This is a genomic window from Brenneria nigrifluens DSM 30175 = ATCC 13028 (assembly GCF_005484965.1).
GTDB classification, from domain to species: Bacteria; Pseudomonadota; Gammaproteobacteria; order Enterobacterales; family Enterobacteriaceae; genus Brenneria; species Brenneria nigrifluens.
The window spans coordinates 2,241,019-2,255,550 of sequence record NZ_CP034036.1; the positions used below are offsets into that span (position 1 = coordinate 2,241,019).

The window sequence follows — 14,532 nt, forward strand, 5'->3', positions numbered from 1 at the left end:
CGGAACTCAGGGTTACATCACGCGCTTAAAGGTAGAAGGGGTTACGCCAAACTGTTTCTGGAACGCGACGGAGAAATGGCTGGCGTTGGTATAGCCCAGATCGGCCGCCACCGTCATTACCGATGTATTACCGTTGGCCAGTCGTTTTCTTGCTTCCTGCATTCGCTCCGCCTGGAACAGACCATAGACGCTGTTGTTGAACATAACGCGGAACCCCCGCTTAATTTTGAGTACGCTCAGACCTGCCTCCCTGGCCAGATCGGCAACGCCCGGCGCTTGCGTCAGGTCAGCCAGCAGCAGATCCTTCGCCCGCAGCAGTTTTTGCCGTTCCACCGGGTTGAAGTGACAGGAGAGACAGTTAGCGTCTTCGCGGTGTTCATCCAGCACCAGGCTGAGCATGACCAGACTTTGTCCCTGCAACCATAGCGTTGACGGCTTTTGTTCATGGCTGAAGCCGCTGTGCATCCGCATCAGCGCGTGGCGCAAGGCCTGAGCCGTTAAGTGGGTTTCGGCATTACAATGCTGCTGCTGGCAACAGCAGTGGGAGTCGATCTTATTCTTGATGACCGCGCTAATATCCGGCACCCACTGCGCAAGGATTTCAGGGCTGAATGAGAGGGTAATGCTCTCGAATCGGCCACAATAGGAGGCGCTGCCGCGGCAGTCTGGCGTATGGGTAATGTAATGGCGATTGCGCGCGAGCTCCCAATCGATATGGCGCCTGATGCCCTGGATCGCAAAGCGCGATGTGCCTTCCAGGATGCACGAGAAGTTAATCCTGCCCAGATCGTCGTGCAACTGCAGCGTCTCAGGCTGCGCAAAATGGCCCCTCCAGAGCAAAATATCCATGCCTTCCTGCAACGAATAGCGCAGCAGTTCACACTGGGCAGGCATATTTCCATCGTTTGCGGGTTCCCCGACCACCAACTGGTGAATAGAGATTTCAGATTGCGTTTGTGATGACTCTGTCATGGCCTGGTTATCTCCCTGTGGCTTGGACCAATGCGGGTATAAATAGAACCGAATGGGGTAGATGGATTATTGATAATGGTTATTATTCACATTAATTCTCAGAACGCCACCCTGAATTGTCGTTTTTGGCGTCTGTACAAATTCATCAGGAAATTCAGTCAATCCCATGTCATCTCAATCATCCAATACTGAACCGTTGTCCCGATTTCCTCTTTGGCAGGTGATTACACCGGTTCGCCGGAAGGTTATTTTTGCCATGGCGCTGGCGGGCCTGGCGGCATTGACCAGCCTGGGGGCGCTCCTTTTTCTGGCATGGAGCCTGCGCGACATTCGCGCTATGCCTACCGTTATTCCAGTCTATCCGCTGAGCGGCGTGATTAGCTGCGTTGTGTTGACCTTTGTTCTGCGCCTGCAGGCATTTAATACCTCTCATTATGCGGCTTTTCATCTGGAGAACATTCTGCGCGGCAGGTTAGCCCATAAGGCATTGCAGCTTCCGCTTGGCGTGTTACAGCAAATGGGCAGCGGGTCAGTGGCGAAGGTGATGCTGGACGATGTTAAGTCGCTACATATTTTTGTGGCTGACAGCTCGCCGCTCTATGCCCGCGCGATAATCATGCCGCTGGCGACAATCATTATTTTATTCTGGCTGGACTGGCGGCTGGCAATTGCGACGCTGGGGGTACTGGCCTTTGGCTTGATTGTACTCATGCTGGCCCGCCAGCGCTCGGAAGACATGGTCCAGCGCTATCATAAGACCCGCGAGCAAGTCAGCGCGGCTGTTATTGAGTTCGTGCAGGCCATGCCCGTGGTGAGAACGTTTGATAGCGGCAGCACCAGCTTTTTGCGCTATCAACGCGCCCTTGAGGAGTGGGTTGATGTGCTCAAAACCTGGTATCGTAAAGCCGGTTTTTCGGCGCGTTTTTCCTTCTCGATTCTGAATCCTCTTCCGACCTTATTTGTCCTGATCTGGTCGGGATACGGCCTGCTGCACTATGGCAGCTTTGATTTTATCGCCTGGGTGGCTGTTTTACTGCTGGGCAGCGGAATGGCCGAAGCCGTGATGCCGATGATGATGCTCAATAATCTGGTCGCGCAAACGCGCTTAAGCGTTCAGCGCATTTATCAGGTTCTGGCGATGCCGGAGTTATCGCTGCCGCGATCCGACCAGCAGCCGAAAGATGCGAGCATTACCTTTGAGCAGGTGAGTTTTCATTATCCGCAGGCGCGCGCCGACGCCGCGTTGCAGGAGGTGAGCTTTCATGTGCCTGCCGGGCAAATTGTGGCGCTGGTCGGGCCAAGCGGCGCCGGGAAAAGCACCGTGGCGCGCTTGCTGCTGCGTTATGCCGATCCAGACAAAGGCCATATTCGCATTGGCGGCGTGGATCTTCGCGATATGCAGACTGACACCCTGATGCGGCAACTCTCGTTCGTGTTTCAGGACAACTTCCTTTTTGCCGACACCATCGCCAATAACATTCGTCTGGGCGCGCCGGATACGCCGCTGGAGGCGGTGATTTCGGCGGCCAGGGTGGCGCAGGCCCATGAATTCATTAGCACGCTGCCAGAGGGCTACAACACGCGGGTAGGGGAACGCGGGGTATTTCTCTCCGGCGGCCAGCGGCAACGCATCACCATCGCGCGAGCGCTTTTGCAAGACCGTCCCATCCTGGTGCTGGATGAGGCGACGGCGTTCGCCGATCCGGAAAACGAAGCCGCGCTTATCAAGGCGCTTGCGGCGGCAATGCGCGGCCGGACGGTCATTATGATCGCGCATCGTCTATCAATGGTGACTCAGTCCGATGTGATATTGCTGTTTTCCGAAGGGCAGCTAAGGGAGTCGGGTAGCCATGCGCAGCTGTTGGATCAAGGCGGCATGTATCAACGGCTTTGGCAACAATATCAGCAGGCGCTGCATTGGGTGCCGGGTGGAACAAGGGAAGAGGTGGTGGAAAATGAAGGTAAGTAATCCTGCGGATAACCTGGCCTGGCGCGTGATTTGGCGCCAACTCATCTCCAGCGTTGGCACTCAGGCAAGCATACTGCGCCGCAGTATGCTTGCCTTGCTGCTGGCTGCAATCATGCAGGGGATCGCCTTTGCCTGTCTCTATCCGATCATTGATGCGCTGTTACGGGGCGAAGCGCCGCAACTTCTCAACTGGGCAGTGGCTTTCAGCATCGTAATGATCGTGACGCTGGCGCTACGGTGGTATGGCCTGGGCTTTGAATACCGTGGACATCTGGCGCAGGCCACCCATGAGTTACGGCTCCGCCTTGGCGAGCAATTACGCCGGATGCCGCTGGAGAGACTCCAGCGCGGCCGGGCGGGCGAAATGAACGCCTTGCTGCTGGGCAGCGTGGATGAAAACCTCAATTATGTAATTGCGATAGCCAATATATTGCTGCTCACCATTGTCACGCCGCTGACCGCGTCAGTGGCGACATTGTGGATAGACTGGCGGCTGGGGCTGATTATGTTGCTGATCTTCCCCTTGCTGGTGCCGTTTTATTACTGGCGACGCCCGGCAATGCGGCGACAAATGCAAACCCAGGGTGAGGCGCACCAGCGGCTGAGCGGCGATATCGTTGAGTTTGCCCAGGGGATGATGGTGTTGCGCACCTGCGGCAACGATGCCGATAAAAGCCGGGCGTTGCTGGAGCATTTCAATGCGTTGGAAGCCTTACAGACCCGCACTCACCGTCAGGGCGCCAGCGCGACGATGTTGATCGCCAGCGTCGTGGAGTTGGGCCTGCAAGTGGTGGTGTTATCCGGGATCGTATGGGTGGTCACGGGCACATTGAACCTCGCCTTTCTGATTGCGGCCGTCGCGATGATTATGCGCTTCGCAGAACCGATGGCGATGTTTATCAGCTACACCTCGGTTGTGGAACTGATAGCCAGCGCCCTGCAGCGTATTGAACAGTTTATGGCGATAGCGCCGCTTCCCGTCTCAGAACAAAGCGAGGTGCCGCAGCGCTACGATATCAGCTTCGAAAACGTTAGCTATCGCTACGATGACGGCGAAGGTCACGCGCTCAATAACGTTTCTTTGACATTCCCGGCCGCCGGTATGAGCGCGCTGGTGGGCGCCTCCGGCGCAGGCAAAACTACGGTCACCAAACTATTAATGCGCTATGCCGATCCGCAACAAGGGCAAATTTCTATTGGCGGCGTCGATATTCGTCATCTGACGCCGAAACAGCTCAATAGCTTGATTTCTGTCGTTTTCCAGGATGTCTGGCTGTTTGATGACACGCTGCTGGCGAATATCCGCATTGCGCGCCCACAAGCGACGCAACAGGAGGTTGAAGAGGCTGCCCGCGCGGCTCAGTGCCTTGAGTTTATTTCCCGTCTTCCGCAAGGCTGGCTGACGCCAATGGGGGAGATGGGCGGACAGCTATCGGGCGGCGAGCGCCAGCGGATTTCTATCGCCAGAGCATTATTGAAAAATGCGCCGGTCGTCATTCTGGATGAACCGACCGCAGCGTTGGATATTGAAAGCGAACTGGCGGTACAGAAAGCTATCGATAACCTGGTCCACAACCGGACGGTGATTATCATCGCCCACCGCTTATCAACCATCGCCGGGGCCGGAAACATCCTGGTGATGGAAGAGGGGCAAGTGGTTGAGCAGGGCGCGCATGCGCAATTGCTCTCCCGCAATGGACGTTATCAGGCGCTGTGGCAGGCGCAAATGGCCGCTCGCGTGTGGCGCGACGAAGGGGTTTCCACGCCTGGAGAATGGATCAATGAGTGAAGTTCAGTCGAATGTGAAACCGCTGACGTTGACGACCGGGCGGGTAATTTTTGCTATTGCAGGCGTCTATGTGACGCAGAGTCTGGTATCGGCATTGTCTATGCAGTCCTTGCCCGCGCTGGTGCGCGCCGCCGGCGGATCGCTGACGCTCGCCGGCGCGACAACCCTGTTCATGCTGCCCTGGGCGCTGAAGTTTATTTGGGCGCCATGGATCGAACGCTGGCGGCTTCCGCCCGATAGCCAGGAGCGCCGTTCTCGAATGTTGATCCTGCGCGGTCAGGTCGCGTTAGCGGCGATCTTGACGATCGCCGCGGCGATTGGCTGGTTCGGGCAAGAGGGGGGATTTCCCGATATGCAAATAGTCGCCTTATTTGTTCTGTTCATGGTGGCGGGCACGGTTGCCTCCACTATTGATATCGCCAGCGACGGCTTTTGCGTCGATCAGTTGACCCATGCCGGCTATGGCTGGGGAAACAGCGTGCAGGTCGGCGGCAGCTATCTGGGAATGATGTGCGGCGGCGGGGTGTTCCTGATGCTGGCGGCAGCGTCTGGCTGGCCTGCCGCAATGCTGATGATGGCGCTGTTGATTATAGTGTTGTCATTCCCGCTGTGGCGCGTTACTGAGCCGACGCGAACGATGAGTATCCCGCATGTTCCGGCGTTAGGTTACGCGTTAAAGAGGAGACAAACGCGCCTGGGATTGCTGCTGGTATTGATTCTGAATTCAGGGATGCGTTTCGTGCTGCCTCTTCCGGCTCCGCTGCTGCTGGATCACGGTTTGAGCATGTCAGCGCTGGGCGCGCTGTTTAGCGGCGGCAATATTGCGGCTGGCGTAATAGGGACGCTGGCAGGCGGGCTACTCATGAAATACAACCCGCCCGGCAGAGCGCTGTTGGTAGCCTATGGCGTCCAGGGGATAGCGCTGCTGGCGGTGGTTATGACGCTCTGGATGGCGCCGAATCATCTGCTGTTGCCGGTACTCAGGTGGGTGGTCATTGTCCAATCCATTACGCTGGCCTGCGCGTTGGTCTGCCTTTACGCCACGCTGATGTCGCTTTCATCGCCTTTGCAGGCCGGCGTCGATTTCACGCTTTTTCAATGTACTGACGCGGCAATTGCCATTTTGGCAGGCATTGCCGGCGGCATTGTTGCTCAACATTTTGGCTATGCAGCCTGCTTCCTGTTTGCCGGGGCATTCACTTTGCTGGCGGCATGGGTTGCTTATATCCGGCTGCATTCGGCAAGAGAACTGATGATTGACTCGGGAGAATAACGATTACACGTTAAACAAAAAGTTCATCACGTCGCCGTCTTTCACTATGTACTCTTTACCTTCCGAGCGCATTTTTCCCGCTTCTTTAGCGCCTTGCTCGCCTTTATAGGTAATGAAGTCTTCATAGGAGATGGTCTGGGCGCGAATAAAGCCTTTTTCAAAGTCGGTGTGAATTTTACCCGCCGCCTGCGGGGCGGTGGCGCCGACGGGAATGGTCCAGGCGCGGACTTCTTTCACCCCGGCGGTGAAGTAGGTTTGCAGATTCAGCAGTTCATAACCGGCGCGGATAACGCGGTTCAGACCCGGCTCGGTCAGCCCCAGCTCGGCCATAAACTCTTCGCGATCGGCGTCGTCCAATTCAGCGATGTCCGACTCTACCGCGGCGCACACTGCCACCACGACGGAACCTTCGCTCGCCGCGATTTCACGGACTTTGTCGAGGTAGGGGTTATTTTCGAAGCCGTCTTCGTTAACGTTGGCGATATACATGGTTGGCTTGAGCGTCAAAAAGCTCAGGTAGCGGATGGCCGCTTTGTCTTCTTCGGACAGATCCAGCGAGCGCAGCATGCCGGCGTTTTCCAGCTGCGGCAGGCATTTCTCCAATGCCGCCAGCTCGGCCTTGGCGTCTTTATCGCCGCCTTTGGCTTTCTTCTGTACGCGATGGATGGCGCGCTCGCAGGTATCGAGGTCGGACAGCGCCAGTTCGGTGTTGATGACGTCAATATCGTCCGCCGGATCAACTTTATTATTCACGTGGATGATGTTGTCGTTTTCGAAACAGCGCACCACGTGGCCGATGGCTTCCGTTTCGCGGATGTTGGTCAGAAACTGGTTACCCAGGCCTTCCCCTTTGGAGGCGCCTTTCACCAGCCCGGCGATATCGACAAATTCCATGGTGGTGGGAAGAATACGCTGCGGCTTGACGATTTCCGCCAGCTTGTCCAGACGCGGATCGGGCATCGGCACCACACCGGTATTCGGCTCAATGGTACAAAACGGGAAGTTGGCCGCTTCGATACCGGCTTTGGTCAACGCATTGAACAGAGTGGATTTACCGACGTTAGGCAGCCCAACGATACCGCATTTGAATCCCATGGTTATATCACCTTAAATTACTTATTAATCAGATAATTAGTTAAAATCATCTGTGAGAATGAAAATCTTCCGGCCGATTATACACGGAATGTCGATTTATCTCGATCCGCATCAGCCTGCGCGTTATGCCGCCTTGAAAGCATGCAGCCGGTTCATCGCCTTGACCATATCCTCTTTGAGCAGGATCTCGGTACAGCGCACCGCCTCGTCAATCGCCTTATCTATCAATGCCAGCTCGCTTGACGGCGGTTTACCCAGCACAAAGCCGGTGACCTTGTTTTTATCGCCGGGGTGGCCGATGCCGATACGCAGCCGATGAAAGTCAGGGTTATTGCCCAGTTTGCTGATGATGTCTTTCAGGCCGTTGTGACCGCCGTGGCCGCCGCCCAGTTTGAGTTTGGCAACCCCCGGCAATAAGTCCAGTTCGTCGTGTGCGACCAGAATTTCAGCGGGCTGAATACGGTAAAACGTCGCCATCGCCGCCACCGCTTTGCCGCTCAGATTCATAAAGGTGGTCGGGACCAACAGGCGAATGTCGTGCCCGGCCAGCGTCAGGCGCGAGGTATAGCCAAAAAATTTGCTCTCTTCCTTCAGCGGCTGGCGCTGGGCCTCGGCCAGGCGGTCCACGTACCAGGCTCCGGCATTATGGCGGGTTGCCGCATATTCGGCGCCGGGGTTGGCCAGGCCGACGATTAACTTGATGCTGCTCACGATAAGTTTCCAGATTGGGCGTTTCAAGCGCTTAACGCCGCGTGATGTACATAAATGACGGTAGAAGTGCGCTAGTTTACACACAGGGCAGGTTGATCGCCAAATATGTGCGGGGTATTCCTCGCCGGCGCCATTGATTACCTATGGTGACTATTTCAATAGTTGTATATTTAGTTGTTAATTCGTAAAAAAATATTAATTTGTCGCATTCATCTGTGATCGTTCACGCAAATGCAATTGCCTCATTGGCTATAATTACAGCAACGCAAGGATGGATTGCTCTATTTCATTCATCCGCCGATGTTTATCTGGAGGTGACAGATGAAACGTAAAAACGCAATCACGATTGGCAACGGTTTAATGGGACTCGGCATGGTGCTGATGGTCGGCGGGATCGCCTATTGCATCATCAGCCAGTTCGCCAAACTGAACCTGCCGCAGTTTATCGCCTATCTGGATCTGATCACTATTTTTGCCGGCGCCATCTCCTGGCTGGCCGGGGCGCGTATCAGCGGCCGTGAAAAAGTGTCCGATCGTTACTGGTGGGTAAAACATTTTGATAAACGCTGTCAGCGCCAGCGCCATTCATAGATCGCGATCATAAAAACTGCACCCTTACTTGTTGCCTTTCGGGGTGCAGTTCCTCTTGTTTATCATTAGTAACCGGATGCCCGGTTAAAAACGATCAATGCTCAAACATGGCGGAGATGGATTCTTCGTTGCTGATACGGCGAATCGCTTCGGCCAGCATTCCCGAGAGAGTCAGGGTACGGACATTCGGCAGCGATTTGATTTTGTCCGTCAGCGGGATGGTATCGCAGACGATCACTTCATCGATAACCGAATTTTTAATGTTGTCGTAGGCGTTCCCGGAAAAGATCGGATGCGTCGCATAGGCAAACACGCGTTTGGCGCCGCGTTCCTTTAACGCCTCGGCCGCCTTGCACAGCGTACCGCCGGTATCGATCATATCGTCAACCAGCACGCAGTCGCGGCCGGCAACGTCGCCGATGATATGCATCACCTGGGACACGTTGGCGCGCGGGCGGCGTTTATCGATAATCGCCATATCGGTATCATTCAACAGCTTGGCGATAGCGCGGGCGCGCACCACCCCGCCAATATCCGGAGAGACCACAATCGGATTCTCCAGATCCTGTTGCAGCATATCTTCCAGCAGAATCGGACTGCCGAAAACGTTATCAACCGGAACGTCAAAAAATCCCTGAATCTGTTCTGCGTGCAAATCCACTGTTAATACGCGGTCAACGCCCACGCTGGAAAGAAAATCGGCAACCACTTTGGCGGTGATCGGCACGCGGGCGGAGCGCACCCGACGGTCCTGACGTGCATAGCCGAAGTAAGGAATAACGGCGGTGATACGCCCCGCGGAAGCGCGACGCAGCGCATCGACCATAACAACCAGTTCCATCAGGTTATCGTTGGTGGGTGCACAGGTGGACTGGATGATGAATATATCACCACCGCGTACATTTTCATTGATTTGCACGCTGACTTCACCATCGCTAAAACGACCGACGGCGGCGTCGCCAAGGCTGGTGTACAAACGGTTGGCAATACGTTGTGCTAGTTCCGGGATGGCGTTACCAGCAAAAAGCTTCATATCAGGCACGAGAAGAACCTCAGGCTTGCGTCCAGAGAAATATTGTGCCCGCTATGATATCCGCAAGCGGGGTGCAACAACAGACACAATATGCATACGGGTGTATGAATTAAGTTTGATAGCACATAACCGAAAGCAGGCTGTTTATTATCAACACTTAACATTGCCCGGAAAGCGTACTTTGCAGCGGTGAGACATTAACGCCTCGCGCCACAAAACCATTTAACCATTCCGGGGCCTGGTCAAGCACCTGACGGGCTTCGGGCTCGGTGTCGAACTCGGCAAACACACAAGCACCCGTTCCGGTCAGGCGCGCCGGGGCGTATTCTAGCAGCCATGAAAGTAGCTGTTCAACCTCACGAAAACGTTTTCTTGCGATACTCTCACAATCATTGACGAAGGTCTGCTTTAATAGCGATTCCAACGATCGCACAGGAGAATTTCGCTTCAGCAGGGGATCGCCGAAGATCAGCGGAGTGGCAATACTGACCCCCGGGTGGGCCACCAGATACCATTTCTCCGGCGGATGAGCGGGCGTTAGTTTCTCGCCGACGCCCTCGGCAAACGCGGCACGGCCGTGAATAAACACCGGTACGTCGGCGCCAAGCCGCAGGCCGAGGTCCGCCAGCGCCTCGGCATCCAGACGGCATTGCCACAGATGATTCAGCGCCACCAGCACCGTGGCCGCATTGGATGAACCTCCTCCCAGACCGCCGCCCATCGGCAGCCGTTTATCGATGCTGATATCGGCGCCAAAGCTATCCGGGCGGATGCCACGGCTGATGCAATGCTGTTGCAGCAGCCGCGCCGCGCGAATAATCAGGTTCTGTTCGTTATCAACGCCGTCCAGCGGCGTAAGCAGGCGCAGGCGCTCGTCCTGACGTGGAATGATGGTCAGGGTGTCGCCATAGTCCAAAAACTGGAACAGGGTCTGCAACAGATGATAGCCGTCGGCGCGCCGTCCGGTGATGTAAAGAAACAGGTTCAGTTTGGCGGGCGAGGGCCATTTCTCAATCGGGGTGGGGCGCATGGGTTATTTGACCGTCCAGTTATCCATTTTTAACTTGATGCGCTGCTCGCCCTGAGTAAGCTCAAGGCTTTCCGGCAACGGCGGATTCACCTTATGGTTATAACTTTGATAGCTTACGGTCCAGTTTTGATCCCCCTGGCGGTAGGTCAGTTTATTAAGCAGATAGCCATCGTCGAGGGAGAAATCGCTCGCTTCCCCAGGCAAACCCAGAATCCACTGGCGCAGATTATTCAGCGGGATCGCCATTCCCGTCAGTTGACGCACCATATCTTCGGCATCTTCCCCCACATAGCGTTTACCCTGATTGTCGGTAATCTGTATGCTGTCCGGCTGTGCGCTCAGCTCCAGTTCGGTGCTGCCAAGCGGATTGGTCAGCAACAGTCGATAGCGCTGCGCCGATGACTCCTGCCAGAAAAAACGGGCATATAGCTTTTTGCTATCGGAGATATAGGCAAAGGAGCCGCGGGTCTGATATTGACTCAATTGCCGCACTTTTTGCTGGTGCTGCTGCCACTGCGGCGAGGTCGGGCTTTTCCCCGGCGACGTGGGTTGGTGAAGGCTACAGGCAACCAGCAGCAAACTGGCTAACGGCATAAGCCGCAGGCTACGGGCGGGATTTAATGGCATGTCGCTCAGTTCCTATCAAACAGATTTAGTATCGCAAAGCAGCCACGCTAACGGGCTTGCCGTTCGTCGTCAATGTTTGTCGTTTTCCAGCGTAAAGTATATACCCCGGATAGAGAACAACGCGCGCTGTCGCTTTTCTTGCTTCCCGGCATCAAGTAGAATGCCATGGCAGACGAAACCCATACTAACATCGGTATTACTCAAGAATTGTCAATGACCCTGCTCGCGCTTGGTATTAATCATAAAACTGCTCCTGTCTCTTTGCGGGAACGCGTTGTATTCTCGCCGGATACCCTGGGGCAGGCGCTGAATAGCCTGCTGCAGCAACCGCTGGTGCAGGGTGGCGTGCTGCTGTCCACCTGCAACCGCACCGAGCTGTACCTCAGCGTTGAAGAGCAGGAAAACCAACGTGAGCAACTGATTGACTGGCTGTGCGAATACCACCGACTGAATCGCGATGACTTCAGCGACAGCCTCTATTGGCATGAGGACAATGCGGCGGTCAGCCATTTGATGCGCGTCGCCAGCGGCCTGGATTCGCTGGTCCTGGGCGAGCCGCAGATCCTGGGGCAGGTGAAAAAAGCGTTTGCCGTATCGCAGCGCGGACAGTCGCTGTCCGGAGAGCTGGAGCGGTTATTTCAAAAATCATTTACCGTGGCCAAGCGGGTGCGCACCGAAACGGATATCGGCGCCAGCGCGGTTTCCGTGGCGTTTGCGGCCTGTACGCTGGCCCGCCAGATTTTTGAATCCCTTGCCGATGTTAATGTATTACTGGTGGGAGCGGGGGAAACCATCGAACTGGTTGCCCGTCACCTGCGCGAGCATCGGGTGCGTCGGATGGTGATTGCCAACCGCACCCGCGAACGCGCTCAGGCGTTGGCCGCAGAGGTAGGCGCTGAAGTTATCACCCTCGCGGAACTGGATGAGCAGCTTGCTCATGCCGATATCGTAATTAGCTCAACGGCCAGCACGCTGCCGATTATTGGAAAAGGGATGATGGAGAGGACGCTGAAAGCAAGACGCAATCAGCCTATGTTGATGGTGGATATCGCCGTCCCGCGCGATATCGAACCGGAAGTCGGCAAACTGCCTAACGTTTATCTCTATAGCGTTGATGATTTACACGCCATTATTCAGCACAACCTTGCTCAACGCCAGGCCGCCGCCATTCAGGCGGAATCGATCGTTCAGCAGGAAAGCGCCGACTTTATGGCCTGGCTGCGGGCGCAGTCCGCGGTCGAAACCATTCGTGATTATCGGGCGCAGGCCGATGAGCTGCGTTCGGAAATGACGGCCAGGGCGCTTGCCGCTATTCAGCAGGGAAACGATGTTGAAACGGTCATTCAGGAATTGACGCATCGCTTAACCAATCGTTTAATCCATGCTCCCACCAAATCTCTGCAGCAGGCCGCTCGCGACGGCGACCTGGATCGTTTACAAATTTTACGCGACAGCCTTGGGCTGGACTAGCATTTATCTCTCTTAACAGGATTTAACAGCCCGCATGAAGCTTTCTATTGTTGCTAAACTGGAAGCGTTACAAGAACGCCATGAGGAAGTTCAGGCGTTGCTCGGCGAGCCGAACGTGATCGCGGATATGGACCGTTTTCGCGCCTTGTCCCGTGAATACGCGCAGCTTACCGATATTACTCGCTGTTTCCAGAAATGGCGGCAGGTACAGGAAGACATACAAACCGCTGAAATGATGCTGGATGATGCGGAAATGCGCGAAATGGCGCAGGAAGAGTTAAAACAGGCAAAATTGACCGGCGAAGAGCTGGAACAGCAGCTTCAACTGCTTTTGCTACCGAAAGACCCCGACGATGAGCGCGGCTGTTTCCTTGAGGTACGTGCCGGCACCGGCGGCGATGAAGCCGCTATTTTCGCCGGCGATCTGTTTCGCATGTATAGCCGTTATGCCGAAACCCGCCGCTGGCGTGTTGAAGTGATCAGCGCCAGCGACGGCGAACATGGCGGCTATAAAGAGATCATCGCCAAAATTTCCGGCGATGGCGTTTACGGTCAGCTCAAGTTCGAATCCGGCGGTCATCGCGTACAGCGCGTTCCGGCGACCGAATCGCAGGGGCGCATTCACACATCGGCCTGCACTGTGGCCGTGATGCCGGAGGTCCCGGAAGCCGAACTGCCGGAGATCAGCCCCGCCGACTTGCGTATCGATACGTTCCGTTCATCGGGCGCCGGCGGTCAGCACGTCAATACCACCGATTCCGCCATCCGCATTACCCATTTGCCGACGGGCATTGTGGTCGAATGTCAGGATGAGCGTTCCCAGCACAAGAACAAAGCGAAAGCGCTGTCGGTGCTGGGGGCGCGTATCCGCGCGGCGGAAATGCAGCGGCGCCAGCAGGAAGAGGCGTCCACGCGGCGTAACCTGCTGGGCAGCGGCGATCGTTCGGACCGTATCCGCACCTATAATTTCCCGCAGGGAAGGGTGACCGATCACCGCATCAACCTGACGCTCTACCGCCTGGATGAGGCGATGGAGGGCAAACTGGATATGCTGATCCAGCCGGTGGTCCAGGAATATCAGGCCGATCTGCTGGCTGCGCTTTCCGAGCAAGAGTGATGAACTATCAAACCTGGCTGGCCGCGGCCAGCGAGCGCCTGGCGGCGGGGGAAAGCCCGAAGCGGGACGCGGAAATATTGCTGAGCTTCGTCACCGGCAAAGGGCGCACCTTTCTGCTGGCGTTTGGCGAAACCCTGCTGACGGATGCCCAGCGCCGGCGGTTGGATGCCTTGCTGGCGCGGCGAATTAGCGGCGAACCCATCGCCTATCTGACCGGGGAGCGGGAGTTTTGGTCGCTGTCGCTTGCGGTATCGCCGGCTACGTTGATCCCCCGTCCCGATACCGAGTGCCTGGTTGAACAGGCGCTGCAATGCCTGCCGCCAGAGCCGTCGAACATACTGGATTTGGGCTCCGGCAGCGGGGCGATTGCGCTGGCGATTGCCAGCGAGCGCCCGGACTGCCGGGTGACCGGCGTGGATGCCCAGCCAGATGCCGTCGCGCTGGCCGAACATAACGCCGCGCGGCTGGGCATTACCAATGCCCGTTTCTTGTTGAGCGACTGGTTTTCGACGCTGGCGCAGCAACGCTTCGCGCTTATCGTCGGTAATCCGCCCTATATCGATGCAGCAGACAGCCACCTGTCGCAGGGCGATGTGCGTTTTGAACCAGCCAGCGCGTTAGTGGCGGCGGAAGAGGGGCTGGCGGACCTGCGTTTTATTATTGCCAACGCGGCCGGCCATTTACTGCCGCGGGGATGGTTACTGCTGGAACATGGCTGGCGGCAAGGGGCGGCGGTGCGCCGACTGCTGCGGGATAACGGTTTTGCACGGATAGCAACCCGTCAGGATTATGGCAACAACGATCGCGTCTCGCTGGGGCAATGGCCGAAAGCGGTAGATAATAATTAGTTATGAG

13 protein-coding genes are annotated in these 14,532 nt (G+C 56.1%); 7 read left to right on the top strand and 6 right to left on the bottom strand.

Annotated features, from left to right (window positions below; translation table 11 throughout):
- Window positions 1–12 precede the first annotated feature (12 nt).
- The gene (ybtA, locus tag EH206_RS10425) at window positions 13–972 is read right to left on the bottom strand and encodes a yersiniabactin transcriptional regulator YbtA (RefSeq protein ID WP_009112729.1); all 960 of its coding nucleotides are present in this window, start codon (window positions 970–972) and stop codon (window positions 13–15) included.
- Between the two features lie 256 nt (window positions 973–1,228).
- Between ybtA and ybtP the strand changes: the two genes are divergently transcribed.
- Genes ybtP through ybtX form a run of 3 tightly spaced genes read left to right on the top strand, consistent with a single transcriptional unit; the run spans window position 1,229 to window position 6,003 of the window.
- Entirely contained in the window at window positions 1,229–2,941 is a 1,713-nt protein-coding gene (gene ybtP, locus EH206_RS10430) for a yersiniabactin ABC transporter ATP-binding/permease protein YbtP (RefSeq protein ID WP_040343165.1), read from the top strand.
- The gene (ybtQ, locus tag EH206_RS10435) at window positions 2,928–4,730 is read left to right on the top strand and encodes a yersiniabactin ABC transporter ATP-binding/permease protein YbtQ (protein WP_009112731.1); all 1,803 of its coding nucleotides are present in this window, start codon (window positions 2,928–2,930) and stop codon (window positions 4,728–4,730) included. The genes ybtP and ybtQ overlap by 14 nt, the downstream gene beginning before the upstream one ends.
- Window positions 4,723–6,003, top strand: a complete 1,281-nt coding sequence (gene ybtX, locus EH206_RS10440; protein ID WP_009112732.1) for a yersiniabactin-associated zinc MFS transporter YbtX — start codon at window positions 4,723–4,725, stop codon at window positions 6,001–6,003. Before ybtQ ends, ybtX begins: the two co-directional genes overlap by 8 nt.
- A gap of 3 nt (window positions 6,004–6,006) precedes the next feature.
- Here the strand turns inward: ybtX and ychF are convergent, their stop codons facing one another.
- On the bottom strand, window positions 6,007–7,098 hold the full coding sequence (ychF, locus tag EH206_RS10445) for a redox-regulated ATPase YchF (RefSeq protein ID WP_009112733.1): 1,092 nt from the start codon (window positions 7,096–7,098) through the stop codon (window positions 6,007–6,009).
- Between the two features lie 123 nt (window positions 7,099–7,221).
- Entirely contained in the window at window positions 7,222–7,809 is a 588-nt protein-coding gene (gene pth / locus EH206_RS10450) for an aminoacyl-tRNA hydrolase (RefSeq protein ID WP_009112734.1), read from the bottom strand.
- A gap of 321 nt (window positions 7,810–8,130) precedes the next feature.
- Here pth and ychH point away from each other — a divergent pair, with 321 nt between their 5' ends.
- Window positions 8,131–8,400, top strand: coding sequence for a stress-induced protein YchH (gene ychH, locus EH206_RS10455; RefSeq protein ID WP_009112735.1), 270 nt, complete (start codon window positions 8,131–8,133; stop codon window positions 8,398–8,400).
- Window positions 8,401–8,494: 94 nt separating this feature from the next.
- On the opposite strand, the gene prs is transcribed toward ychH, so the two are convergent.
- The 3 genes from prs to lolB all read right to left on the bottom strand — a co-directional run bounded on the left by prs (window position 8,495) and on the right by lolB (window position 11,090).
- The gene (gene prs, locus EH206_RS10460; protein WP_009112736.1) at window positions 8,495–9,442 is read right to left on the bottom strand and encodes a ribose-phosphate diphosphokinase; all 948 of its coding nucleotides are present in this window, start codon (window positions 9,440–9,442) and stop codon (window positions 8,495–8,497) included.
- A gap of 148 nt (window positions 9,443–9,590) precedes the next feature.
- Window positions 9,591–10,463, bottom strand: a complete 873-nt coding sequence (gene ispE, locus EH206_RS10465) for a 4-(cytidine 5'-diphospho)-2-C-methyl-D-erythritol kinase (RefSeq protein ID WP_009112737.1) — start codon at window positions 10,461–10,463, stop codon at window positions 9,591–9,593.
- Between the two features lie 3 nt (window positions 10,464–10,466).
- Window positions 10,467–11,090 (bottom strand): lipoprotein insertase outer membrane protein LolB, encoded by a 624-nt coding sequence (gene lolB, locus EH206_RS10470; RefSeq protein WP_009112738.1) that lies wholly within the window; start codon window positions 11,088–11,090, stop codon window positions 10,467–10,469.
- Window positions 11,091–11,303: 213 nt separating this feature from the next.
- Between lolB and hemA the strand changes: the two genes are divergently transcribed.
- Genes hemA through prmC form a run of 3 tightly spaced genes read left to right on the top strand, consistent with a single transcriptional unit; the run spans window position 11,304 to window position 14,525 of the window.
- On the top strand, window positions 11,304–12,560 hold the full coding sequence (gene hemA / locus EH206_RS10475) for a glutamyl-tRNA reductase (protein ID WP_040343854.1): 1,257 nt from the start codon (window positions 11,304–11,306) through the stop codon (window positions 12,558–12,560).
- Window positions 12,561–12,594: 34 nt separating this feature from the next.
- Window positions 12,595–13,677: a peptide chain release factor 1 gene (prfA, locus tag EH206_RS10480; RefSeq protein WP_009112740.1), complete on the top strand. Its 1,083-nt coding sequence runs from the start codon at window positions 12,595–12,597 to the stop codon at window positions 13,675–13,677.
- Entirely contained in the window at window positions 13,677–14,525 is an 849-nt protein-coding gene (gene prmC / locus EH206_RS10485) for a peptide chain release factor N(5)-glutamine methyltransferase (RefSeq protein WP_009112741.1), read from the top strand. The genes prfA and prmC overlap by 1 nt, the downstream gene beginning before the upstream one ends.
- The last annotated feature ends 7 nt before the right edge of the window (window positions 14,526–14,532 follow it).

Excerpts from the sequence above, each read along its gene's own strand:
- ybtA (WP_009112729.1), bottom strand. The coding sequence starts at position 972 with ATGACAGAGTCATCACAAACGCAATCTGAAATCTCTATTCACCAGTTG.
- ybtP (WP_040343165.1), top strand. The coding sequence starts at position 1,229 with ATGGCGCTGGCGGGCCTGGCGGCATTGACCAGCCTGGGGGCGCTCCTT.
- ybtQ (WP_009112731.1), top strand. The coding sequence starts at position 2,928 with ATGAAGGTAAGTAATCCTGCGGATAACCTGGCCTGGCGCGTGATTTGG.
- ybtX (WP_009112732.1), top strand. The coding sequence starts at position 4,723 with ATGAGTGAAGTTCAGTCGAATGTGAAACCGCTGACGTTGACGACCGGG.
- ychF (WP_009112733.1), bottom strand. The coding sequence starts at position 7,098 with ATGGGATTCAAATGCGGTATCGTTGGGCTGCCTAACGTCGGTAAATCC.
- ychH (WP_009112735.1), top strand. The coding sequence starts at position 8,131 with ATGAAACGTAAAAACGCAATCACGATTGGCAACGGTTTAATGGGACTC.
- ispE (WP_009112737.1), bottom strand. The coding sequence starts at position 10,463 with ATGCGCCCCACCCCGATTGAGAAATGGCCCTCGCCCGCCAAACTGAAC.
- lolB (WP_009112738.1), bottom strand. The coding sequence starts at position 11,090 with ATGCCATTAAATCCCGCCCGTAGCCTGCGGCTTATGCCGTTAGCCAGT.
- hemA (WP_040343854.1), top strand. The coding sequence starts at position 11,304 with ATGACCCTGCTCGCGCTTGGTATTAATCATAAAACTGCTCCTGTCTCT.
- prfA (WP_009112740.1), top strand. The coding sequence starts at position 12,595 with ATGAAGCTTTCTATTGTTGCTAAACTGGAAGCGTTACAAGAACGCCAT.
- prmC (WP_009112741.1), top strand. The coding sequence starts at position 13,677 with ATGAACTATCAAACCTGGCTGGCCGCGGCCAGCGAGCGCCTGGCGGCG.